The following is a 23,104-nucleotide window of genomic DNA, read 5'->3' as shown; positions in this document are numbered from 1 at the left end:
TTGTGTCGAGGTGAGTTGGCGGACGAGGCGCAATTCCCGGCTGCAATCCCGCCTGGGGCGAAGGTCCGCTGGGTGCCTCACCTGAGTTGACCCCAGCTGGGTTGATCGCCGCACGAATTCTGGTCCCGGCTTGGGATGTCAGTGAATCCCTGCCGCTGACCTGACCCGCGCCGTTGGAGCTCGTTCTCGGTGTGGGGTGGGTTATCGAGCTTCGACGACGCCCATCATGCCGAGGTCTTCGTGGTCGAGGATGTGGCAGTGGTAGACGGTGCGGCCGGGGTAGTCGTCGAACGCCACGCGGACCGTCACCCGGCTGCGGGCGGGAAGGTTGACCACGTCTTGGCGGATGATCTCGGTGACCTCTCGCCCGCCGGTGCGCAGCAGTTGCATCGGCCACACGTGCAGATGCAGCGAGTGATCCATGGGGGAATTGTTGACGAGGGTCCATTCCTCGACGGTGCCCATCCGTACCGTGTGGTCGGTGCGGTCGGGATCGAATTCTCGGCCGTCGATCGTGAACCGCATCCCACCGGCACCCATGCCCACGCCCATTCCCATTCCCACGTCGAGGGTGAACGTCGCGGTGGCGGCGACGGTTTCGCCTCTGAGGTCGCGTGGTGTGGGCTGCGGGGGTAGCGGTGCAGGTTGTGGGCCGGCAATACCCGAGATCTCCAGGGCGGCGAGGATCGTCTCGGTCGCGTCCTGGCCGCGCGGCGGGTTATCGCGCATGTCGGCGTTTCCCATGCCCATCATGTCCATGGCGCCCCGGTCGATGGGCAGCGTCAGCAGCTGCGCAGATCCTGGCGTGGTGGACACCACCAGGTCGGCGCGGTTCCCACCGGCCAGCACGATCTCCTCGACCGGCCGCGGCGCGGTGAAGCGGCCCGAGTCCAGTCCGAGCAACTGCAACTGTTGCCCGTCCAGTCGAAGCCGGAGGTAGCGGCTGACGCAGGCGTTGACGATGCGCCACCGCTCCCGCGTGCCGGGTGCGGCAGTGATGGTCGGACGGTGCTGGCCGTTGACCAACACCAGATTGCCTTCCCGGCCGAGCATCCGGTCCATCATCGAGACGGGAGCGATCCGCCCGGCACCGTCGAGAGTCAGATCGGAGATCACCAGCACCCGCTCCCGGGTGACCGGCATCGGCTCGGTGTCGTCGACGATGATGGCCCCGTACAGGCCGCCGAAGATCTGATCGGCGACGAGGCCGTGGTGGTGCGGGTGGTACCAGTACACCCCGGGCGGGTGCGTGTCGGGCAGCCGGTACTCGTAATCGAAGTCCTGGCCCGGCTCGATCCGCAGGAACGGGTTGTCGCCGTTGCCTGCCGGGGAGACGTGCAGCCCGTGCAGGTGCAGGTTGGTCGGTTCGGTCAAGCGGTTGCGCAGCGTCACCCGGAGCCGGTCACCGGGCCGGATGCGCAGGGTGGGGCCGGGTACGCCGCCGTTGAACCCGAGGACCCCTGCCCGGCCCCCGGCAACCGGGAGGTTCCCCTCGGCCGCCTCGAGGGCGAGCGCGAGTTCTCCGCCGGTGCTCGAGAGCACGCTCGGTTCGGACAGTTCCGCACCCGCCGCCGCGTCGAATCGGGTGCCGCGGCTACCCTGCCAGACCAATCCGAGCGCGCCGGTCAGCACGCCGGCCAGGCCCAGGCCGCCGAGTTGCAGTGCGCGGCGGCGGCTGATCGGTTCCATCAATCGCCGCCGTCGAGCATGCGTCGCCGGTCACGGAACTCCTCGGCGTCGATCTCACCTCGGGCGAAACGCTCCTCGAGGATCTCGCGGGCCCGGCCCTGCGCCGGCGGCGCGGGGTGCCGGCCGGTGCGGTCCGTGATGTGGCTGTCGGGTCGAGATGTTGCGCGATACAACAGCAGTCCTCCGACCACGATCAGCAGCACCAGCCCAGCCACCAGCAAAGCGCCGAACAGCCACACCCAGCTGCCACCCATCCCTCCACAGTTGTCGTAACGCATTTGCCGCCTCATTTACTTCCGGGGCACCTGTTCGGGCAGTGACATGCGCGCCTGCCGCCCTCGTCACAACCAACGATAGGCCGGGGGTCGGGTGCGCACGTGCGACTGACCGATCGGCGTCTCAAGCGCCCGGGTTGGTCACGCCTATACGGCGAGGGCTTCGGCGAGGTCGGCGTGAATCGGCACGGGTGTCATCAGGCCGGCGCGGGTCCGGTATTGCCTTCCGGGTAACAGCCGAGAGCGGACCCCGGGCTGCGACTATGATCCGTACCACCTGGCCAAGGGCTTCTCGGCGGTCGTGTTGGCGCAGGGCGAGCACGAGCATGGCGGCGTGGTTGCGGGTGTGCGGCCACGGGTAGGGCTGGGACAGGATGTGCGCGCGCTCGAGGTGCGACCACCAGAGATGACCGAGGACACGGTCCGCATCATCCGCGAGCAGGGATTCACCGCCGGTGTGCTCGCCGAACGTGCAGGCATCGAGTTCGGCTACATGGCCGCCGAACTCGACACCCTCAACGACGGCTTCGCCACCGGGTGGCAGATGGCACGGCAGGCGGACGGCGCCGCCGATACCCCGGCCCCTCGCTGACGAGGAACCACCCGGAAAACAAGAGAACACCGGGCAGCAACTATCTGCCCGGTGTTCTCGCCCGAGACAGTACAGGAGAAGGACATCATGACCGCAACACAGCAACCGGTGGGCGTTGAGCTGATCGAGGTCGACCCGCGCGGGCGTCGGCGACCTGGTCTTCGTTCTCGCCGATCAGGGTTCGGGGTGCACCATGACTCGTACCTTCCTGACATATTCTCTGGTGTTCATATACCCGGGAGGGCATAGGTGAAACGGTGCTGCGGTCGGCCGTCGCGTCAGCGGAGGAGAATCGTGTCGACCAGCACATACGCGGCGACGACGAAAACGAGATAGGCGAACCAGCGCTGCAGTCGGTCCGTGTCGACCTTGGTGCCGAAATGACCGGCGATCAGGGACCCGGCGATAGCGGTGCCCGCGAACGCGGCGGTGATCACCCAGTCGATGCTCGCCCCGCTCAGGTGCGAGAGCAGGCCGGCCGCCGAGTTCGCGACGATGATGACCAGCGAGGTACCGATCGCGACCGACATCTCCAGGCCGAGCATCAGCACCAGGGCGGGGATGATCAGAAAGCCGCCGCCGACACCGAACAGGCCGGTCAGAAAGCCCACTGTGGCTCCGGCTGGGATGGACCGGGGGGCGCAGCGGCGCCAGTCGATCCCCGAGTCCCCGACCTCGCAGGCGGTGCCGGTGTCCCCCCGGTCCATCAGCATCCGGACCCCGGCGGCGACCATCACGGCGGCGAAACCGACCATGACCACCGCTTGCGGCAGCAGGCGCCCGACCGCGCTGCCGGCGAAGGTGGCGGGAATGCCGCAGGCGGCGAATACCCCGGCCATGCGCCAATTCACCTGGTGCTCGCGAATTTTCGGGATGGCTCCGACGAGAGAAGCGACACCGATCACCAGTAGGGAGATCGGAATGGCCTGTTCGAGGTCGAGACCGAGGCCGAAGACCAGGGCCGGGACGGCGAGGATTGATCCGCCGCCGCCGAGGAGTCCGAGCAGGACACCGATGATCGCCCCGAGCGCGAGTGCGACCGTTATGTCCACATAACTCCTTACGCCACCAACCTATGTGTGCAGGGTCGGGTCTGGTTACCGGTTGCCGCTGTCCCGGGAGAGGGTTTCGATGGCGGCCTGCAACGCGGCGGTGGCGTCGTCGGCGACCGCTCCGAGGCCGGGTTGGTCGGCGACCTGGATCATCACCTGCGGGTTCATCGCGTCGATCAGCACCGTGCCCGGATCGGTGGGGTCGGCGCGGACGACGACGTTGCAGGGCAACAGCAGTCCGATCTGCCGGTCCACGGTGACCGCCCGGTGCGCGAGCGGCGGATTGCAGGCACCGAGGATCAGATAGTCCTCCATGTCTTCACCGAGTTTCGCCTTCAGGGTGGCCTTCATGTCGATCTCGGTGAGGATCCCGAAACCCTGATCGGCCAGGGCTTGACGGGTGCGGTCCACCGCGTCGGCAAATGAGGTGTGCAGGGTGGTCGACAATGCGAGCGTCATGAGCGTGCTCTGCCTTTCTCTCGGAGAAGACCGATGGGATCGGTCGGTTAGCTGCGCCGGTCATCGCCCCGATGGGGCGGGACCCGGCGCAGCGAGGCGCGGTACGCCGAGGCGGTGCAGCAGCAGGCTTGCCGGGCACCATCCCACCGCACCGAACAGCAGCAGGTTGGCGCCGACGAAGGCGGTGAGCAACAGCCACCACGACGAGAACGCCAGTGTGGGCGCGATGCTCGCGAGCACCATGACTCCGGCCAGCAACGGGACCACCCGCTCGACCGTCCAGCTGCGAGCATGGAGTGTGTCGGTCATGGTCGCCTTTCCTGTCGGTTGATCGGTTTCTCAGGCGAGGGCGAGGAAGAGCTTCTCGAGTTCGCCTTCGGTCATCGGTTCCTTGCCCTCGGCGGTGTCGCCGGTGAGGCATTCGCGCAGGCCGGTCGCGACGATCTTGAACCCCGCCTTGTCCAGGGCCCGGGAGACCGCGGCGAGCTGAGTGACGACGTCCTTGCAGTCGCGTCCCTGCTCGATCATGGCGATCACCCCCGCGAGCTGCCCGTGTGCACGGCGGAGCCGATTGAGTACCAACGCAATGCTGTCTTCGTCGCCGACCATGGCGGGTTCCTTTCCTAGACCTCTCACCACTTTACCCCCGGGGGTATCTTCGGGCGGGTAGTGGCGTGTGCGCTTTGGCCCCCAGGTACGTGCCCGTCGACGTACTCCCACCGGCTCGCGCACATCCACGACGGGAACTCCGTCGGGCCCAGCGCACGGCGAATTTCACCGAGGTCTGTCTCACGCATCCTCAACTCCTTGATGCCCTAGGGGGTATATCCCCTTCGCCGACTACTGTACCCCCGGGGGTATGTCGGGACGCAAGCTCCTCTCCTCCAAGGCTGGGGGCAGCGGGGCGCCGAGGGGCCGAGGGGCCGAGGGGCCGAGGGGCCGAGGGACCGAGGGACCGAGGGGCCGAGGGCCGACTGAAAATGGGCGTTGCCGTGGGTGTCTCACGCAGGCGGCCGGACGGGAGCGGGTGGGGAGTTGAACCGGGGATCGGGCCTGAGTCGGGTGGCGACTTCCGCCGTCGAATAACTCCACGGACAGAGGTGCCGAGATCGGATAGATACCCCAGGGGGTACTTGACATACCCTGGGGGGTATATGGCAAGGTTGTTCTTGCCGAGGACGACATCGACCCGATGGAGGAACGCATGATTCTCGAGCAGTACTACATCGAGTGCCTGTCGCACGCGTCATACCTGATCGGTGACGAGAGCACCGGCCGAGCAGTGGTGGTCGATCCGCGCCGGGACATCGGCGAGTACCTGGACGACGCCGGCAAGCACGGGTTGCGCATCGAGGGTGTGATCAACACCCACTTCCACGCGGACTTCGTCTCCGGCCACCTCGAATTGGTCGAGGCAACCGGGGCGTGGATCGGGTTCGGCGAGGCCGCCGAGACCGACTACCCGATCCGCCGCCTACGCGACGGCGAGCAGATCCGCCTCGGCGAGGTCGAGCTTGAGATCCTGTCGACCCCGGGACACACCTGGGAGTCGATCTCGGTGCTGGTGCGCGAGCGGGCGGGAGTGACCCCGACCGCGGTGCTGACCGGCGACTCGTTGTTCATCGGCGACGTGGGCCGGCCGGACCTGGTCAACCTCGGCCACGGATCCACCACCGACCTGGCCCGAGCGATGTACCGCACGGTGCACGAGAAGCTGCTGACCCTGCCCGACCAGGTCACCGTCATGCCCGCCCACGGCGCCGGCTCGTCCTGCGGGAAGAACCTCTCGACCGAGCTGACCTCCACTATCGGGGAGCAGCGCGCCACCAATCCGTCGGTGCAGCCGATGAGCGAGGACGCCTTCGTCGCGCTGGTCACCGAAGGCCAACCCGCGGCGCCGTCCTACTTCTCGGTCGACGCCGCGATGAACAAGCGGGTCCACCCTCTCCTCGCCCAAGACCGGGCCATCCCCGAACTCTCGCCGGAGCGGGTGCGCGCCGAACTCGTCGCCGGCACCCGGCTGGTCGACGCGCGCAGCGTGGACGACTTCGCAGCCGGGCATCTGCACGGCTCGGTCAATGTCGGGTTCGACGGCCGGTTCGCCGAAACCGGCGGGATGGTCGCCGAAGTGGGCGAGAAGCTGGTGCTGATCACCTACCCGGGCGAGGAGCAGGACGCGGCGGTGCGGCTGGCGCGGATCGGCTCGGACGATACGCTCGGTTACCTCACCGTCGGCCGCGACGGACTTTTTCCCGCCGAGCTGGCGGATCTCGTGCAGGTGGCGCGTCGCACTACCGTCGACGAGCTCGACGCGCTGCTCCCCGCCGATGCGGTGACCCTGGTCGACATCCGCAATCCGGGCGAGCGGGAATTCGGGACGATTCCGGGGGCCGTGCCGATTCCGTTGGCACAGTTGCGCACCCGGCTGGAGCAGGTACCCACCGGCAAGCCGATCGTGGTGCACTGCGCCGGTGGCTGGCGGTCGAGTGTGGCCGCGTCGCTGCTGCGGGCGCAGGGCTTCGAGAACGTGTCCGACCTGCTCGGCGGCTACAACGCCTGGGCCGAGGCTCACGTCCCCGCCTGATCGTTCAGGCCACACGCAGTCCCGATCGACAAGGAGCCCAACCGATGGCAACGAAAAATCTCACCCTCGTGGACTTCGAGTACACGATCGCCGACAGCGACATCGTGCTTGTCGACTTCTGGGCCTCCTGGTGCGGACCCTGCCGCGCCTTCGCCCCGGTGTTCGAGAAGTCCTCGGCTATGCATCCAGATATCGTGCACGCGAAGGTCGACACCGAAGCCGAGCACCAACTCGCCGCCATGGCGAACATCCGGTCGATCCCCACCATCGTGGCCTTCCGCGAAGGCGTGCTCGTCTACTCCCAGCCAGGCATGCTGCCTGCGCCCGCCCTCGACGACCTGATTGGCCAGGTGAAGGCCCTCGACATGGCTCGGGTCCACGCGACGGTCGCCGAACGACGCGCAGTTGCCGGCGCCTGACCAGACCCGTTTACCCGAGCCCCGTACTCGTACCCAGGAGGATCCCCGTGTGTTACCCCGTCACCTGCCCGAACTGCGGCAACACCGGCTGGGGCGGCTGCGGCCGACACGTAGACGCTGTCATGCGCTCTGTGCCTACCGCCGATCGCTGCACCTGCGGTCAGGACACCGCCCCGGTCCAGGAACAGCGTCGCACCCTGCGTTCATTCTTCAGCCGCTGACCGCGGGCCGAACGGTCGGCTGGGTGAGTCGCGGCAGAGGTTGTCGTTCTCGATGGTCAGCACGTGCAACGCGCGAGCGAACGTTTCGCTGGTCCAGGCGGCAGCGGTCCCGTTCGTCTCGCAGCGACTGGTTGGTCTTCTGCAGGGCGGCGATCTGCTCGCGGAGCTTGACCTCGTTGTCGGGGACGCCGTCGCGGGTTCGTCGCTGCGTGTAGAAGAGATCCTTGAGGTCGGTGTGCTTGCGGGTCAGCTTGTTTCGTTTCACCCCGGCTTCTTGCGCGAGGCTGACGATGTCGAGCTTGCCGGACGAGCGCAGCGGTGTTCCGGCGAACAGTCGTTGCATGGCCGCGGTGATGGCACGCCGGTCGTCATCGGTCAACGTCGGTCTCCTCGCGGTTCGTGATACGGGTCCGCTCGTGCTGCTCGAGAGCTTGTCCAGGTTGGGCTGCTCGTTGACCGAGGCGTTCGCGCAGCGGCATCGGGGTGGCCGGCTCGACGATTTCTTCGCGGAGCCGGGCGATCTCGCTGCGCAGTGCGGCGATGTGGGTGTCGGTGCGCGCGATGTTCGCGCAGGCCGGATCGCACCGGTCGATCGCCGGGGATTTCGATCGCCCTGCTGGATGGGTACGGTCCGGGTGGCAGAGCGCTTTGGCTGGATCGTAGTTGCAGGCGAGGAACGCCTCCGGGTTGTCGTAGACGTGGAATTGCGGGACGGCGAGCAGTGCGCGCGCCTGCTTGGGTGTCAGGAACATGCCCTCGAATCGGTTCCGGGCTCCGGTGGCGGCGCTGATCAGGCGGCGGGCGGCGGGTCCGGAGACGTGTTCGCCGCGGTGGAGGCGGTCGGCGACGGTGTCGAGGTAGTCGGCCATGGCGCGGGCGGTTTCGATGTCGAGGATCCGGCGTAGTCCGTCGCGGGCTCGTCCGGCGTAGCCGTCGGTGACCGTGGAGGCGCGCAGGTGTCCGTACTGCACCGCGAGCGCGACGCGGCCGCCGGGCAGGCGGGCGATGTGCCAGGCGAGGGTGCGCCGGAAGCGGTTGACGTGAACCGGGTCGTCGGGGATGCGTTCGTCGGGGCGGGTGCGGGCCGTGTAGTCGTTCAGCCATGTGGTGAAGGCCGAGATCCGCGCGTTGGCGCCCTGACAGGTCAGTGCCTCTCCACGCCGCTTCCGGGAGCCCGACGTGGTCGAGGCCCAGGCAGTTTTCACGGGGAACAACAACGGCCCATCCGCCATTCGCTCGAGCACGCGTACCGCGCGGACCACCGGCGCGATCGCGGTCCAGGGCGTGTCCCGGGGAAGCCCACCGACCACATGCTTGCCGTCGCCGTCGCGGGCGCCCTTGAAGTAGTTGCCGTGGATTTGGTAGCCGTGGGGGCGCGGGTCGTCGGGTCCGGGTTCCGGGCAACACCCGACCCGCAGTTCGAGCGCTTCACCGGGTCTCATCCCGGTCAGGTACAAGATGACGATCAGGCAGGCGGTGGACAGTCGGTGCATGAGCTGCGGGGCCTCGTGGAAGGTGATGTGCTCGAGCCACGCTCGCCCGTCCAGGCGCCCCCGAATGGGGCTGTCCAGCGGTGCCTCGCCTGCCACGGGCAGGTGCGGTCCGTAGGCCCGAACGGCGGAGCTGGCCTGCTCCTTGCTGGCGTTCGCACGTCCCGCGAGGTAGGAGACCGCGAGCATCGGGCGAACCGGGATACGGAGTCGGCGTCGTAGGTGTCGGGCAGTCGATGCGGATCGAGGAAGGGATCGGCGTCGTGTACCAGCCGGGGTTCGATGCGTCCGCGGTGGTCATGCGTCGAAGGTCCTGCGGAGCAGCCGGTCGATGGTCGTGCGGTCTGCATCGGTGACCCGGGCGCGGGCGTCGGATCGTTCGACTGCGGTGGTGTGGGTGTCCAACAGCGCGGAGATCCGCTCGAAGTGCTGCTGCCACTGCCGGTCCCATACGGTGGTGTCCAGGACGGCGTGCAGTTCGGTCATCCCGTCGTGCAGGTGGACCAGGCGCGGCAGATGCCGTCGGGTGGCGACCGCGTTCGGGCAGGCCAAGCACAGTAGGAACGACGCGGTGCACGGTAGGCCGGGGTCGTTGTGTGGGCTGTGGGTGAAATCGGCGCAGGCCGCGGTGGCGGTGTCGAGGTCGCCTCGTTGGATGGCAGCCGCGAGTTCGGGATCGTCGGACAACTCGACCAAGGTCTCGGCGTCGGTGCCGAGGACGAGCCGCATCGCACCGAGGAGGTGGGCGTGCTCGGCGGCGTCGGTGAGTCCCTGGGTGATCGTCTCGCCGGCGGCGTCTCGGCTGGCCGGATCCCGCAGCATGTAGACCGTGTCGTGTGTCTGGTGGGCGTTCTGGGCGGGTTCCTTGCGGATCAGCACCTGCACTGTGCGCCGCAACCGGCGCAGGCTCACCGATTCGGTCCCGACCTCCACGTTTTTGGCGATGCCGAACGCGAATTCCTGTCCGCGGCGGGACGGACACGCGGTGCGGTAGAACAGCAGCTGGTCAGTGGGCCGGCCGAGTACCGCCAGGGTCTGCCGGGCCGGTTCGGTGGCTTCGATGACGTTGCGCAGCAGCCGTCCCGGACTGCCCGGGCCGTTGTCGACGAGATTGGCCGCATCGAGGAAGGGGAATGGGTGGTGGACCTGCGTGAGCGCACCGCCTTCGCCGCTGGCCACCTCGGCGGCACCCTCGGCTTCGAGCTGTCGGACTCGTTCGTCACCTACCTCGGCTGGCTCTACCGGTGGGGTGCACCCTTGACCCTGATCGGCGAGAACGAAAACCAGGTCACCGACGCCCGCCGCGAATTGGTCCGCATCGGGATCGACGACCTCACCGGCGCTGCGGTCGGCGAAATCCGCACCCTCGTCGCCGGCACCGAACTGCGCTCCCACCGGGTGGCCGACTTCCCCGGCCTCGCGAAGGCACTACGCGAGAAGGACATCACCGTGCTCGACGTCCGCCAACGCAACGAGCACGCCGAGAGCCACATCGACGGAGCGATCAACATTCCCCTCCACGAACTCCTCGGCCGTATGGGCGAGATACCTACCGGTGAGGTCTGGGTGCACTGCGCCTCCGGCTACCGCGCCTCCGTCGCCGCGTCGATGATCGACCGGCCCGAACGCACCACCCTGCTGATCAACGACGACTACGACAACGCGAAGGACACCGACATCATCAGGCCTTAGGCATCCGAATATCAAGGGGTGCTGAGCGTTTTCGGAAGACCGGAGGCCACTTCCATCTTCACCCGTGGAATCGGGGCTCGGAACGCTGGAAGCAACTCCTGGCGACCACGCCCTGATGCGCGCCGACCATACATACACCGGTGACAACCGTCCCGTGTGCACGTGGGGGCCTGCCTCGGTACATATGGACCTTCGCCGCACTGACCGCCTCGCCCACGCCAGAGCGCGCTACGACCGCCGCCGCGACGCCGGAGACGGGCACGCCGCAGCCCTACGCAACCTGTTCAGCAAATTCCTCGGACAACTACACCACTGCCTGGCCACCTGCCAACGCTACGACCCCAACCACGCCCGGGATCGGTGGCGGTGATGGACGTGGTGCACCCGCGATGCGCGGGAATCGACATCTCCAAGAAGGACGCGAAGGTGTGCGTGCGGATCCAGGGCCGCGGCAACAGACGCACCTCCTCCACGGTGACGACGTGGGGCGCGATGACCAACCAGATCCTCGCCCTGCGCGAGCACCTACTCGAGCGGAAGGTCACCTGCGTGGTGATGGAAGCCACCAGCAACTACTGGCGCCCGTTCTACTACCTGCTCGAGGAACTCCTCGAGGTGATGCTGGTCAACGCCCGTGACGTCAGGACCGTGCCGGGCCGCAAGAGCGATGTCTCCGATGCCGCCTGGCTGGCCGATCTCGGGGCGCACGGGTTGGTCAGGGCCTCGTTCGTGCCACCGGAACCGATTCGTGTGCTGCGCGATCTCACCCGCGCCCGCACCATGATCACCCACGAGCGGACCCGGGAGATCCAACGACTCGAAAAGCTGCTCGAGGACACGGGGATCAAACTGTCTTCCGTCGCCACCGATGTCACCGGGGTCTCCGGGCGGTTGATGCTCGAGGCGCTCATCGACGGCCGTAACGATCCGGTCCAACTTTCCCAGTTGGCCAAGGGACGACTGCGGTCGAAGATTCCGGTGTTGACCGAGGCCCTGACCGGGCATTTCAGCGCCCATCACGCGTTCATGACCCGGCTGTTCCCAGGCCGGATCGACGCCCACACCGCCGACATCGACAAGCTGTCGGCCCGCATCGACGAGGCTATGGCACCTTTTCGGCCGGCCCGGGACCTGCTGATCAGCATCCCGGGCTTCTCGACGACCGTCGCCGAGATATTCATCGCCGAGACCGGCGGTGACATGCGGGTGTTCCCCACCGCCGGGCATCTGGCGTCGTGGGCGGGCGCCGCACCGGGGTCCAACGAGTCGGCCGGTCGGGTGAAATCCACGAAGACCCGGCCCGGAAACCGGTATCTCAAGGGCGCCCTCGCCCGCCGCCGCCCTCGCCGTCTCCCGCTCCAAGGGAACCTATTTCTCGGCGAAGTTTCGGCGCATCGCCGCGCATCGGGGGCCGATGAAGGCAGTCGTGGCGGTGGAGCACGCGATGCTCGTCGCCGCCTGGAACATGCTCACCCACGGTGACTTCTACCGTGATTACGCCGAGGTTTTCGTTAAGCCGAGGGGTCCGGGTTGAGTCTGGTCAGTTGCCTGTTTCTGTTGGATTCTTCGGCTTAACGATTCAGGTTCATCGCAGGCTGTAGAGGGCCTGCAGTGTGTCTTCGGTGAGGTGGTGTTCGGCGGGGTCGCCGGGTGTTGGGGTGGCGGCGTCGATGGCGGCGCGCATCATGTCGATGGTGGCGAATGCGTAGAAGGCCGCGGTTGTCGAGACGTTTTCTGGTAGAGGTCCATGGCCTTGGTTTTGCGCAGCATGTGGCAGTGGATCCTGGCCGGCATTGTGGGGCAGGTTGTTCGGGCGGTCTCTGCGGCTTGTTTGAGGACTGCCGCGATGGTGTCGGCCGATAGGGCGACGGGATGGCCGTCGCGGAAGCTGTAGAACAGCGGACGGGTCGCGGGCTGGCTCGCGGTGTTCGGGTGGAATTCTTTCTGATAGACGCGTAGGTGCTCGATCGTCTTGTCGGTCAGGGGCACGATTCGGGTCTTGTCACGTTTCCCGGTGAGCGTGAGGTGCCCTGGCTTGGTCAGCGACAGGTCGGCCAGTGTGAGAGTGGTGATTTCGCTGACCCGGGCGGCGGTGTCGTAGAGCAGGATCAGGAGCATCCGGTTGCGGCGTGATTTTGCGGTGCGCCCGGTGAATGCGGCCAGGATGGCACGCGTCTGGTTTTCGGTGAGATATTCGATCGGTATTTTCGGGGCTGCAGGCGCCTTGAGGGTTCGTGCCGCCTGGTTCAGTGCCATGAGGCTGACGTCCTCGGCGGCGGCATAGGCGAGAAACGCCTTGACGGCGCTGATCCGCAGGGTGACGGTCCGCGCTGAATATTGTTTGTCGTCGGCGAGCCAGATCATCCAAGCTTTCAGATGTGTTCGGTCGAAGTGATCGAAGCTGACACGTGCGCGGTCGATGTGTTCGTGGTCAGTGAGGAAGGTAAGGAAGCATTCCAAGCTGATCCGATAGGCCTCGACTGTTTTCGGTGAGAGTCTGCGGACTGTGGGCATGTATGTGTGCAGGAAGCCACGCGCGAATGTGTAGAAGTCCGGCGCACCGGTTGTGGTGTTGTGTTTCATTCGAATCCGACCTCCGGGAGCAGCGAGCCGGCGCCATCGGTGAGGTGCCCGTAGGCGTCCATGAAGTCGGGCGAGGTGTGAATGTAGTAGTAGGTCGACTCGACCGTTGCGTGACCCATGTAGGTCGACAGATAAGGCAACATCGCGCCGACGTCGATGCCGTCGGCCATCCATCGTTCGATGTTGGCGTAGGCGAAATAGTGCCGGAAATCGTAGGGCCGGGGACGCTGTCCGCTCGCCGGTCGCGGCAGGCCGGCGCCGTCCCAGATCCGGTTGAACATCACCCCGACCGTAGCGGCGGTGACCGGATGACCGGTCGAGGAGGTGAAGAACGTTTCCCGCCCGGCACCAATAGTCGATCTCGAGGCGTCGTCGCACGCGGCCAGCACGTCGGCGACATCGCTGGTGATCGGCAGTCTGCGGCTGCGTCTGCCTTTGGACCAGATCACGTCGATGTGCCGGCCCGGCAGGTCCACCTGCTCGACCAGCAAGCGGCGGACCTCGCAGGTGCGCAGCCCCGACGAGTGCATCAGAGTGAAGAATGCGCTCGCCTGCCACCGCCACGGCGATGCCGTGTTCAGCCGTACCGCGGCGGTGAAGAACGCGTCGATCTCCTCGGCAGTGAGCAGGTAGGGACGGGCGGGCACGACCGCGGCCTTCCATCTGTCGGAGAGTACGTAGGCGTCTGTGTTCCCATTGGCGCGCAGAAAGCGGCCGAGGTCGCGGATGTATGACATCCACGACCGGTACCGACCTGAGGTGGCCAATTGCGCTGTCACCCAAGCCTCGACGGTCTCCTGGTCGAATGAGGTCCGCGCGTGCTCGGCGCAATAAGAGTCGAACTTCTTCAGATACCAGATCCGCGAGGAACCGTCGAAGCCCATAGCTCTTTTGAACTCGATGTACTCGGCCAACTGCATAGCGAACACGCTGGTGAATCCGTGGCCGTTCATGGCCGTGCGCTTTGCGGCACCGGCAGCACGCACCGGAGCAGCCGTTCGTCATCGATATTCATGTACTGCTTGGTCGATTCCTCGCTGGCGTGACCGAGCACCGCGGCGATGGTAGGCAACGGGGTCGCGGCCCGCAGCATCCGAGACGCGGCGTTATGCCGCAGAAGACGGGTTCCACCCTTGACATCGGTCACCTCGGCAGCGGTGAACACCGCCGCAGTCACCCGGTGGATCGAGGCGTGATCACGAAGCCGAACATGCGGCGCCACCCGGCGCACGAACAGGTGATCGTCTTGTGTTTCGGGCCGCTCGTGCACAACATAGTCGGCGAGCATCGAGGTGAGAACGTCGATCAGCGGGACGGTGAGCGGATTGCCCGTCTTTTGCTGCACGAGCCGGATCGTCTGCCCCTGCCAGTCGATATCGCCCAGTCGCAACGCAATGATGTCGCAAGCCCGAAGCCCGGTCGACAGTGCCAGCAAGGTGATTGCGGCATCGCGAACGCCCACGCCGCCGGACGTGCACGCGGCGATGATCCGCCGATGATCGTCGTCATCGAGGACCGGCACTATCGGATGGGGTCGTTTCACTCCCGCCAGATTGACCGCGTCGATCAGATCTTCCCGGCCCAGGAAGGTCAGGAACGGGCGAAGGTTCGACACCGCACAGAACAGCGACGTTTTCGCCCACCTCGGTGACAACGAACCCAGGAACTCCAAAACGGTGCCACCGTCGGCATCATCGAGATCGACGGTCCCTCTCGATTCGAGAAAGCACAGGTAGCTGCGGGACATCCGGCCATAGGCCTCACGCGTTGCCGCAGCCAAACCGCGTTCAGCCATGTCCGATTCCCACGAATCAGTAAGCACCACAAACTTACCCGATGTCGGCCGCGGACCACCACCGCCGCGACTACGCATCGACAGGTCGACCCGTCCGGTGGTCACGTAGGAGTCGAACAGGGCCACCAGTCGTTGGTAGTCGAACCTGCGTTGCGCGCTGAACCGTCCCGTGCGCGGGCTGGTCGTCATCGACGCGAAGCCGGCACCCAACGCTGGCGTGTAGACATTTGCGCCGCGTCGCCTCGCATATTCGGTGAGCGCCTTGATGGACTTTCCGTACTGCCCTATCGTCGATTCCATGTAGCCGACCGAACGCAACTCGGCAACAACAACCGCACCGATCCTGGTGATCGTCGTATCCATCGCCGTCTCCTTCCCATAGGGGCATGGACACGACAAACGTAAGCCAGGTGAGCATTCGTTAAACCGAAGGAATATTCATAACATCTAAGCAGCTCAGACAGACTCACAATTCCTCGGCTTAACGAGAACCTCGGCATAATCGGAGTGGAAAATTGCCCCATCGAGCCCTGCGGCGCCGCGACAGGCCGCCGCCGCCCGCAACGCATCGGTGACCAACTCGGTACGCATGTGATCGGCGATCGACCACCCCGCCAACCGGCGCGAGCCCAGGTCCAGCACCGTCGCCAGATACAGAAATTCACCGTCACCCACCGGGAGGTAGGTGATGTCGCCGACGTATTTGGTGTTCGGGGCGCTCGCGGTGAAATCCCGCCGAATCAGGTCCGGCACCGCCGCCGCATCCGGGGCGGGGATAGTGGTGCGGACCGGTTTGCGCAGATGCACCCCGACGATCCCGTGCTCACGCATCACCCGCTCGACCCGCTTGTGATTGACCTCGATCCCGGCATCGCGCAGTTCAGCGGTCACCCGCGGGGCACCGTAGGTGCCGTCGGAATCGGCATGGATGGCGCGGATCCGCTCGGCCAGCTCCTGATCGGAGTGGGCGCGGGCGGCCCGGGCCGGTCCGGAGGCCCGCCACCGGTAGAAACCCGAGCGGGAGACCTCGAGAATCTGGCACAGCCACTTCACCGGAAAGGTGTCGCAGTGGTCGTCAACGAATTGGAAGTGGCTGCTCACCAAGACGTCTCGCCCGCGAAATACTTTGCTGCCCTCCGCAGGATCTCCCGCTCGGTTTCGAGCTTCCGGATTTGGGCCTTGAGCTGCCTGTTCTCTTCCTCCAACACGGACTCGGACGATACCTCGCCCGGCGATACCGCCCGCTCCGCCCCGCCGGACCGGAGCTCGGCCGTGGAGGTACCGGTGCGTTTGCGTTCGGCCCGCACCCAGTTGCGCAGGGTCTCGCGGCTGACTCCCAGGTCGTTGCCGATGCCCTCGAACGTGTGGCTCGGATCGGACAGGTACAACGCGACGGCATCGGCCTTGAACTCCGCCGAGTACGCCTTCATGACCATCAGTGACATCTCTTCCTCTGGACCTTCACGATCCAGTGTTCACGATGTCCACACTCGAGGGGGAACCCCCGACTTCGAGTGATCTTCCACAATCGCACGAGACAAGGCCACGCGATGACCTTCGCCCATGATATCGCCTGCACCAGTTCCTGACCGACCCCTCACCATCTTGCAGGAGCCGTCGCGGCGGCCACGATGACTCTCACACCATCGGCGTCGACCGAGATCGGGTGGCGGCGAGGCCTCACCCCCCTCAGGGCCTGCCCTGACGCTCGAGCACAACAGGGCGGCTACTGAGCTGCACCTTTTCCATATCCGTCGGCGCCGAAGCTGAAAGAACGCTGAGAGCCTGTCTCGTGCTGGGAGTTCATCAGTGACACTCGATCACATGAATAGCCTCATGGTGGAACCGGACTGCGTTGCAGTGGTGCGTGTGGTCCGCTGGTGGGGGCGGCACGGGAGTGTGACGAGACGGCACGCCCGCCGGACGAGGTGGCGTTCCTCGTCAGGTCAACGATGCCGAGCGAAGAGACCTCGCTCATGGCGCACGCTTTGATGCCACACCGTACCGTCTACTGCGAGGCGTTGTCGTCTCGGAACCGCGCGGAGGAGTCCTAGATGCTGTTGCGGCTGCCCGGTGTCTACCCGGTGTCTACCCGCCCCAGGCCGACACGGAGCTTCTCGCACGAGCACTGGCATCGGAAGATCTCGGACCGACATCGCAGGTGCTGGACCTGTGCACCGGAATAGGTCGCCTGAGTCTTCAGGCCGCCGCTCTCGGTGCGGGCCACGTGACCGCAGTCGATCTGTCACGCCGTGCAGTCTTTAGCACCTGGATCAATGCCACAATGCACCGGGACTCAATCCGGGTGCTCTACGGAGACCTCACTGCCCCCGTCAAAGGAGAGCAGTTCGACCTGGTGATCTCCAATCCGCCCTATGTCCCCGCCCAAGACGACACACTTCCGAACCGGGGACCGCAACGCGCGTGGGACGCCGGACGGAACGGGCGGGCCCTGCTCGATCGCATCTGTGCCGAGGCCCCCGCGGTCCTCGCCTCAGGCGGAGTCCTGCTGCTCACCCAGTCCTCGCTCAGTGGGATCGAGCAGACCCGGAGCCGACTCGAGGACCAGGGGCTGAGCATCGACATCGCCGCACGCTTCGAGATCCACTTCGGACCGGTCCTGTCATCACGCCGGACCATGCTCGAAACGCGCGGCCTCATCACGACCGGTCAAACCACCGAGGAACTCGTCGTCATCCGGGCGGTCAAATGACGCCGCCCCACACCAACTGTCGTGCCGGCGAACGGACAGAAGCGGCCACCAAGGCAGTGCGCAGCACGCGGCAGTTCCTTCCGCTGACGGCCGCGCAGAAGGCGATCTGGTTCGCCCAACTCCTTTCCCCTGACGTACCTTTCGCCATCGCCCAGTACATAGAACTTCACGGTCACGTGGATCTTCCGCTGCTGACTGCCGCTACCCAACGCGCTCATCGCGAACTCGGCGTCGGGTCGGTCCGACTGGTGACTGGCGACGAGGAGCCCCGACTGCTGGCCACCGAGGCGGTGACCGTGCCCGTTGCGGTCCACGACCTGCGGGACGCGCACAATCCGGTGGAGGCGGCGGCCGAATGGATGCGAGCCGACACCGAAAGTGCGTTCGACATCCACGATGACCACCTGGTGCGCTCATCCATCCTGCGACTTTCCGACGAGAACACCTACTGGTACTCGCGGGCCCACCACATCGCTCTCGACGGCTACGGAGCGATGCAGTTGATCAGCCGGACCGCGGAACTGTACGTCGCGGCCGTTGAGGGGCGTGAACCACCCGAGCGTTCCGCGGTCACTGCCCGCCAACTGCTCGGCGAGGACCTGCGTTACGCGCGGTCCACGCGCCGAGAGCGCGATCGGTCCTTCTGGCTCGGCGAGATCACCGATCTACCGCACCCGGCATCACTCGGCGGTGGAAGCGCCCCACCCGGCGTCGCCTCGCACCGGGTCGGCGCCCCTGTCGCACGCCGTGACGGCGCCCGCTTCAACCAGGGTGGCCTGCGATCGGCGGCGGAGATCATTGCGGCGTTCGCTGCCTTCCTCGCACTCATGACCGGCTCCGACGACATCCTGCTGACCCTGCCGGTTTCCGCGAGAACCTCTGCGCTGCTGCGCCATTCCGCCGGATCGGTGTCGAACGTGCTGCCGCTACGACTTCGGAAGGTCCGAACCGGCACGGTCGAAACACTACTGCGCAACACCCAGGCCGCTCTCACGGCCGCCCTGCGGCGCCAGCGGTACCGCCGGGAGGACATCGGCCGCGACCTCGGTACAGGTTCACACGATCCGGCACAGTTCGGCCCGGTGATCAATCTGATGATGTTCACACAGCAGATCTCCCTCGGCGACGTCGCCGGATCGGTGCACGTGCTCTCCACCGGGCCGACCGCCGACCTGTCGGTCAACATCTACCCCGGATCAGCAGAGTCAGTGCCGCGGATCGACTTCGAAGGCAACAGTGCCGTGTACGGCGAAGCGGAACTGACCGCGCACCACCGACGATTCATGGCGTTCCTGCGCACGTTCACCACCGCAGACCCGTCGACCGCGGTCGCGGACCTGAACCTCTTCCATCCCGGCGAGCGCACCGACTGCGCACCGGCACGAGGCGCCGCAGATCGCCCGCCCACCACACTCGACCAACTGCTCACCACGGCAGCGGTACGGTCACCCGACGCGGTGGCGTTGCGCACCCCGGATCGGGCGCTGACCTACGGGGCACTGGACCGATGGTCCAACCGGGTAGCTCGTGCCCTCATCGCCCGCGGCGCCGGCCCCGAAACCCCCGTCGCGGTCGCCCTCCCGCGGTCCGCCGAATCGATGGTGGCGCTGTGGGCGGTCGCCAAGACCGGCGCCGCATACGTCCCGATCGATCCCTCTCACCCCACCGACCGCATCGCGTTCACACTCGCCGATTCCGGCGCCGCCCTCGGCCTGACGATGCCGCAATCGCAATCGCAATCGCGACCGCGCCTCCCGGAGGCGGTGCACTGGCTGCCACTCGACAACCTGGCGGCCGACGACCAGTGCCGGGCAACGAAATCGGGTCCCATCGGTGACGGCGAACGCACTGCGGCGCTGCACACCGCTCACCCGGCGTATCTCATCTACACCTCCGGCTCCACCGGCACGCCGAAAGGCGTCGTCGTCACCCACACCGGTCTCGCGAACCTCGCGCAGGAAATTCGCGACAAGTACGATGTCACCTCGACCTCCCGCGTCCTGCATCTCGCATCACCAACGTTCGACACCGCCCTCGTCGAAGTGCTGGCGGCCGCCATCCACGGCGCCACCCTTGTGATTGCCCCGGCCACCGCGTTCGGCGGGCAGGAACTCGCCGCATACCTGCGCGAGAACCGTGTGACGCACCTGCTCGCGACACCGTCCGCGCTGGCCACCGTCGACCCGGACGACCTCGACACGGTCGAGTTGGTGCTCGTCGGCGGCGAACCGTGCCCGCCGACGCTCGTTCGACGGTGGGCCGGCGGACGGGCGATGCGCAACGCCTACGGCCCCACCGAAACGACGTGCAGTGTCACCCTCACCGAACCGCTGCAGCCGCAGTCGCCCATCACGCTCGGCCCGCCGATGCGCGGTGTCCGCGCCGCGGTCCTCGACCAGAATCTGCACCCGTTGCCCGCCGGCGCCGCCGGTGAGCTGTACTTGGCCGGGCCCGCCCTGGCCCGCGGCTATCACGAACGACCCGCCCTGACCGCGACGAAATTCGTCGCCGACCCTCTCGGCGAACCCGGCTCCCGCATGTTCCGCAGCGGCGACCAGGCCCGCTGGACGATCGAACACGAACTCGAATTCCTCGGCCGGGCAGACGATCAGGTCAAGATTCGGGGCCTGCGGATCGAACTCGGCGAAATCGACACAGTCCTGTCCGGCGATCCCACTGTAACGTTCGCCGCCACCGTGGTGCACCGGTCACCAGCCGGTGATCCCGTCCTCGCGGCCTACGTCGCCGCCGCGGAGGCGGCCACCGTCGACATTGACGCCCTCCGCGCGCGAGCACACCGATTCCTTCCGAACTACATGGTTCCCGCGGCCATCACGATCGTCGAATCGGTTCCTCTCACCCCGACCGGAAAACTGGATCGCGCGGCGCTGCCGGAGCCCGACCTCGGCGGACCCGTTCCCCACCGAAATCCCGGCACCCCGGCGGAGCGCGATGTCGCCGAGGTGTTCGCCGACGTACTAGAGCGTGTCTGCTATTTGCGGACGCGGTGATGGATGACGAAGGCGGCGAGGAGTACGCCACCGAGATAGGTGGTGGCGTACTTGTCGTAGCGAGTGGCGATGCCACGCCACTGCTTCAGACGCCCGAAGCCCCGCTCGACGGTATTGCGTTCGCGGTACCGGTCCTTATCGAATGCCGGCGGTCGACCCCCGGCCGATCCTTTCGCCTTGCGACGTCGGATCTGGTCGCGGCGTTCGGGGATGGTGTGCGAGATTCTGCGTTCCCGCAGTTTCTTTCGGGTGCTCGGGTGCGAGTACGCCTTGTCGGCCAGCAGCCGGAACGCTTCGGTGTCGTGGACGCGGTGCGCGTCGAGCAGCGGCACCAGGTAGGGGTTGTCACCTGCCTGTCCCGGCGAGAGCAGCAACGTCAACGGGCAGCACAAGGTGTCGGTGAGAGCGTGGATCTTGGTGCTCAAACCGCCGCGGGAGCGGCCGAGTGCGTGGTCGGCGGGTTCGTTGGCCAGATTCTTGTCATTCGACCGAGCCCCCTGTGTGCGCATCGGTCAGGGCGCCGGCGGAGTGCTGGTGGGCGCGGACGATGGTGGAGTCGATCGACAGCAGACGTTCGAGCTGTCCTTCTCGTTCGGGGGCCGCCGCCCGCACCGCGGCGAACATCCGCACGTAGGTGCCGTCGTCCGACCAGCGGCGATGACGCTCCCAGATCGACTGCCACGGGCCGAAGCATTCGGGCAGATCGCGCCACGGTGACCCGGTACGGAATCGCCAGACGATTCCCTCCAGCGTCAACCGATGATCGTTCCACGGACGTCCCCTCCGTCCCGCCAGAGAAGGAAGGACGGGTTCGATCACAGCCCACAGGGCATCGGAAATCTCGTTGGCACGCAACACAGGGACAGTCTCGAGCATCCAACCACCAATATTTGGCAGACACGCTCTAGGCGCAGCCGGGATCGGTGCAGACCACTCCTTCTTCGACCTCGGCGGCGATTCCCTTTCCGCGACAAGGGTAGTGGCACGGATCAATGATCGGTGGGGCACCGGGCTCGGGGTTCGCGACGTCTTCGACGCCCCCACGGTTGCTGCGCTGGCAGCACGGATCGAGGAGCCATCCCCTGACGACGCCCGACCGAGACTCGGTCAGATCGAGCTACCCGAGAAGATCCCGCTCGCCCCAGCCCAGGCCCATATCGACCGAACCGCCACCGCGCCAGCCCTGTACAGTATTCCGTGCACAATCCGGGTCCGTGGCCGGTTCGACCGCGCCGCGTTCGAACAGGCCGTGGGGGACGTGCTCGAACGCCACCGTGCGCTGCGAACCATCTACCCCGACGGACCGGCCGGCCCCTACCAACACCTGCTCGACGTCGCCGACGCCTTTCCCGATCTGACACCGACCCCGCGGGAGGACGCCGCCGTCATCGATGCCGTCCTTGCGGACCCCTTCGATGTTCGCGCCCAACCGCCGCTGCGAATCCGGGTGTTCGAGCACGGCCGGAACGAGCACCTGATCGCCTGCGTGTTCCACCACATCAGCGTCGATGGGTGGTCGTTTGCCACCCTCGCCGGCGACCTCACCCTGGCCTACGCCGCGAGGGCGTCCGGTACGGCGCCGCAGTGGCCGGCTCGTGCGGTGGAGTACGCGGACTACACCGTGTGGCGACACGCCGTGTTGGGGGACGAGCACGACCCCGCCAGCAGCGCGTCGACGCAGATCGACTTCTGGGAAACCGAACTGGCAGGATTGCGCGGCGATCTGCACTTGCCCTGTGACCGCCCACGACCGACGCGCTGGTCCTACCGGGCCGCACGTCTGGCCTTCTCCCTCGACCCCACCGTGCACACCGCACTACTCGCATCAGCGCACATCCATCACGCCACCCTGTTCACGACACTGCGGGCGGCGGTGTCGATCCTGCTCGCCCGAGTGAGCGGCCACACCGACATCGCCATCGGAGCACCGATCGCCGGACGCGGACATCCCCACCTCGATCACGTGGTGGGAATGTTCGTCAACACGGTGGTCCTGCGCACCCGGGTCACACCGAACATGACCTTCCACGAGGTGGTGGCCGCGGCGCGCGAGTGTGAGCTACGGGCCTTCGCGCATACGGAATTGCAATTCGAGCGGCTGGTCGAAATCCTCGACCCCCCGCGGTCGCCGTCTCTGCACCCGTTCTTCCAGGTCGCGCTGTCGCTGGAGAACTTCACCGCCGCCGAGGTCGACATCGACGGAGCAAACATCGAGATCACCCCACGCCCGCTCGACGTCGCCAAGTGCGATCTGCACTTCTACTTCACCGAACGCCGCGATGACACCGGCGCACCAGGCGGCATCGACGCCGAAATCCTGTACTCCACCGAACTCTTCGACGAATCGACGATCACTAACTTCGTGAAAGGACTGCGCGACGTCCTCGCCCGGGCACACCGCGGTACCCGAACATCCCTTAGCCAAACCGATCGACGGGGATACTGAGGTCAAACAGCAGAGGACATCCCATGGACCGGCGTCGATGACCTACTCTGCCGGCAGGGTGAAATGCGCGCCAGCCTCCACGC

Annotated in this window: 19 protein-coding genes and 5 pseudogenes; 9 read left to right on the top strand and 15 right to left on the bottom strand. The window is 66.4% G+C overall.

All coding sequences use genetic code 11. The annotated features are described in order from the left end of the window. Positions 1-201 precede the first annotated feature (201 nt). From CJ179_RS34115 to CJ179_RS34105, 3 genes and pseudogenes are all read right to left on the bottom strand, one after another. The gene (locus CJ179_RS34115; protein WP_072949838.1) at positions 202-1,689 is read right to left on the bottom strand and encodes a multicopper oxidase family protein; all 1,488 of its coding nucleotides are present in this window, start codon (positions 1,687-1,689) and stop codon (positions 202-204) included. Then, positions 1,689-1,967 carry a hypothetical protein gene (locus tag CJ179_RS34110; protein WP_072949836.1) on the bottom strand — a complete coding sequence of 93 codons (279 nt, stop codon included), beginning with the start codon at positions 1,965-1,967 and terminating at the stop codon, positions 1,689-1,691. The genes CJ179_RS34115 and CJ179_RS34110 overlap by 1 nt, the downstream gene beginning before the upstream one ends. Before the next feature lie 144 nt (positions 1,968-2,111). Then, a pseudogene (locus CJ179_RS34105) lies at positions 2,112-2,406 on the bottom strand (DUF3703 domain-containing protein). Between CJ179_RS34105 and CJ179_RS34100 the strand changes: the two are divergent. Continuing rightward, positions 2,371-2,556: a hypothetical protein gene (locus CJ179_RS34100; protein WP_072949834.1), complete on the top strand. Its 186-nt coding sequence runs from the start codon at positions 2,371-2,373 to the stop codon at positions 2,554-2,556. The pseudogene CJ179_RS34105 and the gene CJ179_RS34100 sit on opposite strands and share 36 nt — an antisense overlap. Positions 2,557-2,834: 278 nt before the next feature. On the opposite strand, the gene CJ179_RS34095 is transcribed toward CJ179_RS34100, so the two are convergent. From CJ179_RS34095 to CJ179_RS34080, 4 genes are read right to left on the bottom strand one after another with little or no spacing between them, the layout of a single operon-like run. Beyond that, positions 2,835-3,608: a sulfite exporter TauE/SafE family protein gene (locus CJ179_RS34095; protein ID WP_072949832.1), complete on the bottom strand. Its 774-nt coding sequence runs from the start codon at positions 3,606-3,608 to the stop codon at positions 2,835-2,837. Positions 3,609-3,653: 45 nt separating this feature from the next. After that, positions 3,654-4,067: a DUF302 domain-containing protein gene (locus tag CJ179_RS34090; RefSeq protein WP_072949831.1), complete on the bottom strand. Its 414-nt coding sequence runs from the start codon at positions 4,065-4,067 to the stop codon at positions 3,654-3,656. 60 nt (positions 4,068-4,127) lie between these two features. Next, positions 4,128-4,376, bottom strand: coding sequence for a DUF2892 domain-containing protein (locus CJ179_RS34085; RefSeq protein WP_072949829.1), 249 nt, complete (start codon positions 4,374-4,376; stop codon positions 4,128-4,130). Positions 4,377-4,406: 30 nt separating this feature from the next. Next, positions 4,407-4,676 carry a metal-sensitive transcriptional regulator gene (locus tag CJ179_RS34080; RefSeq protein WP_072949827.1) on the bottom strand — a complete coding sequence of 90 codons (270 nt, stop codon included), beginning with the start codon at positions 4,674-4,676 and terminating at the stop codon, positions 4,407-4,409. A gap of 595 nt (positions 4,677-5,271) precedes the next feature. Between CJ179_RS34080 and CJ179_RS34075 the strand changes: the two genes are divergently transcribed. After that, complete coding sequence (locus CJ179_RS34075; protein WP_072949900.1) at positions 5,272-6,651, top strand: rhodanese-like domain-containing protein; 1,380 nt, start codon at positions 5,272-5,274, stop codon at positions 6,649-6,651. Positions 6,652-6,695: 44 nt separating this feature from the next. Further along, positions 6,696-7,070, top strand: a complete 375-nt coding sequence (gene trxA / locus CJ179_RS34070; RefSeq protein WP_095864297.1) for a thioredoxin — start codon at positions 6,696-6,698, stop codon at positions 7,068-7,070. Positions 7,071-7,280: 210 nt separating this feature from the next. On the opposite strand, the gene CJ179_RS34065 is transcribed toward trxA, so the two are convergent. The 3 genes from CJ179_RS34065 to CJ179_RS34055 all read right to left on the bottom strand — a co-directional run bounded on the left by CJ179_RS34065 (position 7,281) and on the right by CJ179_RS34055 (position 9,960). Beyond that, positions 7,281-7,670 (bottom strand): hypothetical protein, encoded by a 390-nt coding sequence (locus CJ179_RS34065; protein WP_083395997.1) that lies wholly within the window; start codon positions 7,668-7,670, stop codon positions 7,281-7,283. Beyond that, positions 7,660-8,970 carry an integrase gene (locus tag CJ179_RS34060; RefSeq protein ID WP_095864296.1) on the bottom strand — a complete coding sequence of 437 codons (1,311 nt, stop codon included), beginning with the start codon at positions 8,968-8,970 and terminating at the stop codon, positions 7,660-7,662. Before CJ179_RS34060 ends, CJ179_RS34065 begins: the two co-directional genes overlap by 11 nt. 108 nt (positions 8,971-9,078) lie before the next feature. Beyond that, positions 9,079-9,960, bottom strand: a complete 882-nt coding sequence (locus CJ179_RS34055) for a hypothetical protein (protein WP_167372259.1) — start codon at positions 9,958-9,960, stop codon at positions 9,079-9,081. Between CJ179_RS34055 and CJ179_RS34050 the strand changes: the two are divergent. From CJ179_RS34050 to CJ179_RS34040, 3 pseudogenes are all read left to right on the top strand, one after another. Beyond that, positions 9,898-10,473: pseudogene (locus CJ179_RS34050) on the top strand (rhodanese-like domain-containing protein); the annotation flags it as partial. The gene CJ179_RS34055 and the pseudogene CJ179_RS34050 overlap by 63 nt on opposite strands. 179 nt (positions 10,474-10,652) lie before the next feature. Further along, a pseudogene (locus tag CJ179_RS53125) lies at positions 10,653-10,843 on the top strand (IS110 family transposase); the annotation flags it as partial. Continuing rightward, a pseudogene (locus tag CJ179_RS34040) lies at positions 10,843-11,968 on the top strand (IS110 family transposase); the annotation flags it as partial. The pseudogenes CJ179_RS53125 and CJ179_RS34040, both read left to right, overlap by 1 nt. A 188-nt stretch (positions 11,969-12,156) precedes the next feature. On the opposite strand, the gene CJ179_RS34035 reads toward CJ179_RS34040, so the two are convergent. The 4 genes and pseudogenes from CJ179_RS34035 to CJ179_RS34020 form a co-directional block, all read right to left on the bottom strand. Further along, complete coding sequence (locus CJ179_RS34035; RefSeq protein ID WP_244163946.1) at positions 12,157-13,056, bottom strand: tyrosine-type recombinase/integrase; 900 nt, start codon at positions 13,054-13,056, stop codon at positions 12,157-12,159. Beyond that, on the bottom strand, positions 13,053-14,009 hold the full coding sequence (locus tag CJ179_RS34030) for a tyrosine-type recombinase/integrase (protein ID WP_072951715.1): 957 nt from the start codon (positions 14,007-14,009) through the stop codon (positions 13,053-13,055). The genes CJ179_RS34035 and CJ179_RS34030 overlap by 4 nt, the downstream gene beginning before the upstream one ends. Continuing rightward, a complete protein-coding gene (locus tag CJ179_RS34025; RefSeq protein ID WP_072951713.1) occupies positions 14,006-15,214 on the bottom strand; it encodes a site-specific integrase in 1,209 nt (402 codons plus the stop codon). Before CJ179_RS34025 ends, CJ179_RS34030 begins: the two co-directional genes overlap by 4 nt. 138 nt (positions 15,215-15,352) lie before the next feature. Further along, positions 15,353-16,287: pseudogene (locus tag CJ179_RS34020) on the bottom strand (IS3 family transposase); the annotation flags it as partial. Positions 16,288-16,862: 575 nt separating this feature from the next. On the opposite strand from CJ179_RS34020, the gene CJ179_RS34015 reads away from it, so the two are divergent. Continuing rightward, on the top strand, positions 16,863-17,564 hold the full coding sequence (locus CJ179_RS34015) for a HemK2/MTQ2 family protein methyltransferase (RefSeq protein WP_095864294.1): 702 nt from the start codon (positions 16,863-16,865) through the stop codon (positions 17,562-17,564). Then, positions 17,561-20,575: an amino acid adenylation domain-containing protein gene (locus tag CJ179_RS34010; protein WP_095864293.1), complete on the top strand. Its 3,015-nt coding sequence runs from the start codon at positions 17,561-17,563 to the stop codon at positions 20,573-20,575. The genes CJ179_RS34015 and CJ179_RS34010 overlap by 4 nt, the downstream gene beginning before the upstream one ends. Here CJ179_RS34010 and CJ179_RS34005 read toward each other — a convergent pair. Continuing rightward, positions 20,557-21,433, bottom strand: a protein-coding gene (locus CJ179_RS34005; protein WP_373560169.1) for an IS5 family transposase whose coding sequence is annotated in 2 segments (ribosomal slippage) — positions 20,557-21,087 and positions 21,089-21,433 — 876 coding nt in all. Because the reading frame shifts where the segments join, the coding sequence is not laid out codon by codon here. The two genes, CJ179_RS34010 and CJ179_RS34005, sit on opposite strands and share 19 nt — an antisense overlap. On the opposite strand from CJ179_RS34005, the gene CJ179_RS34000 reads away from it, so the two are divergent. Beyond that, positions 21,420-23,021, top strand: a complete 1,602-nt coding sequence (locus CJ179_RS34000; protein ID WP_257015913.1) for a condensation domain-containing protein — start codon at positions 21,420-21,422, stop codon at positions 23,019-23,021. The two genes, CJ179_RS34005 and CJ179_RS34000, sit on opposite strands and share 14 nt — an antisense overlap. The last annotated feature ends 83 nt before the right edge of the window (positions 23,022-23,104 follow it).

The organism is Rhodococcus sp. ACS1 (assembly GCF_002300155.1).
GTDB classification, from domain to species: Bacteria; Actinomycetota; Actinomycetes; order Mycobacteriales; family Mycobacteriaceae; genus Rhodococcus_F; species Rhodococcus_F koreensis.
Note: the sequence above shows the minus strand (reverse complement) of the source record. Positions and strands in the feature narration are given on the sequence as shown.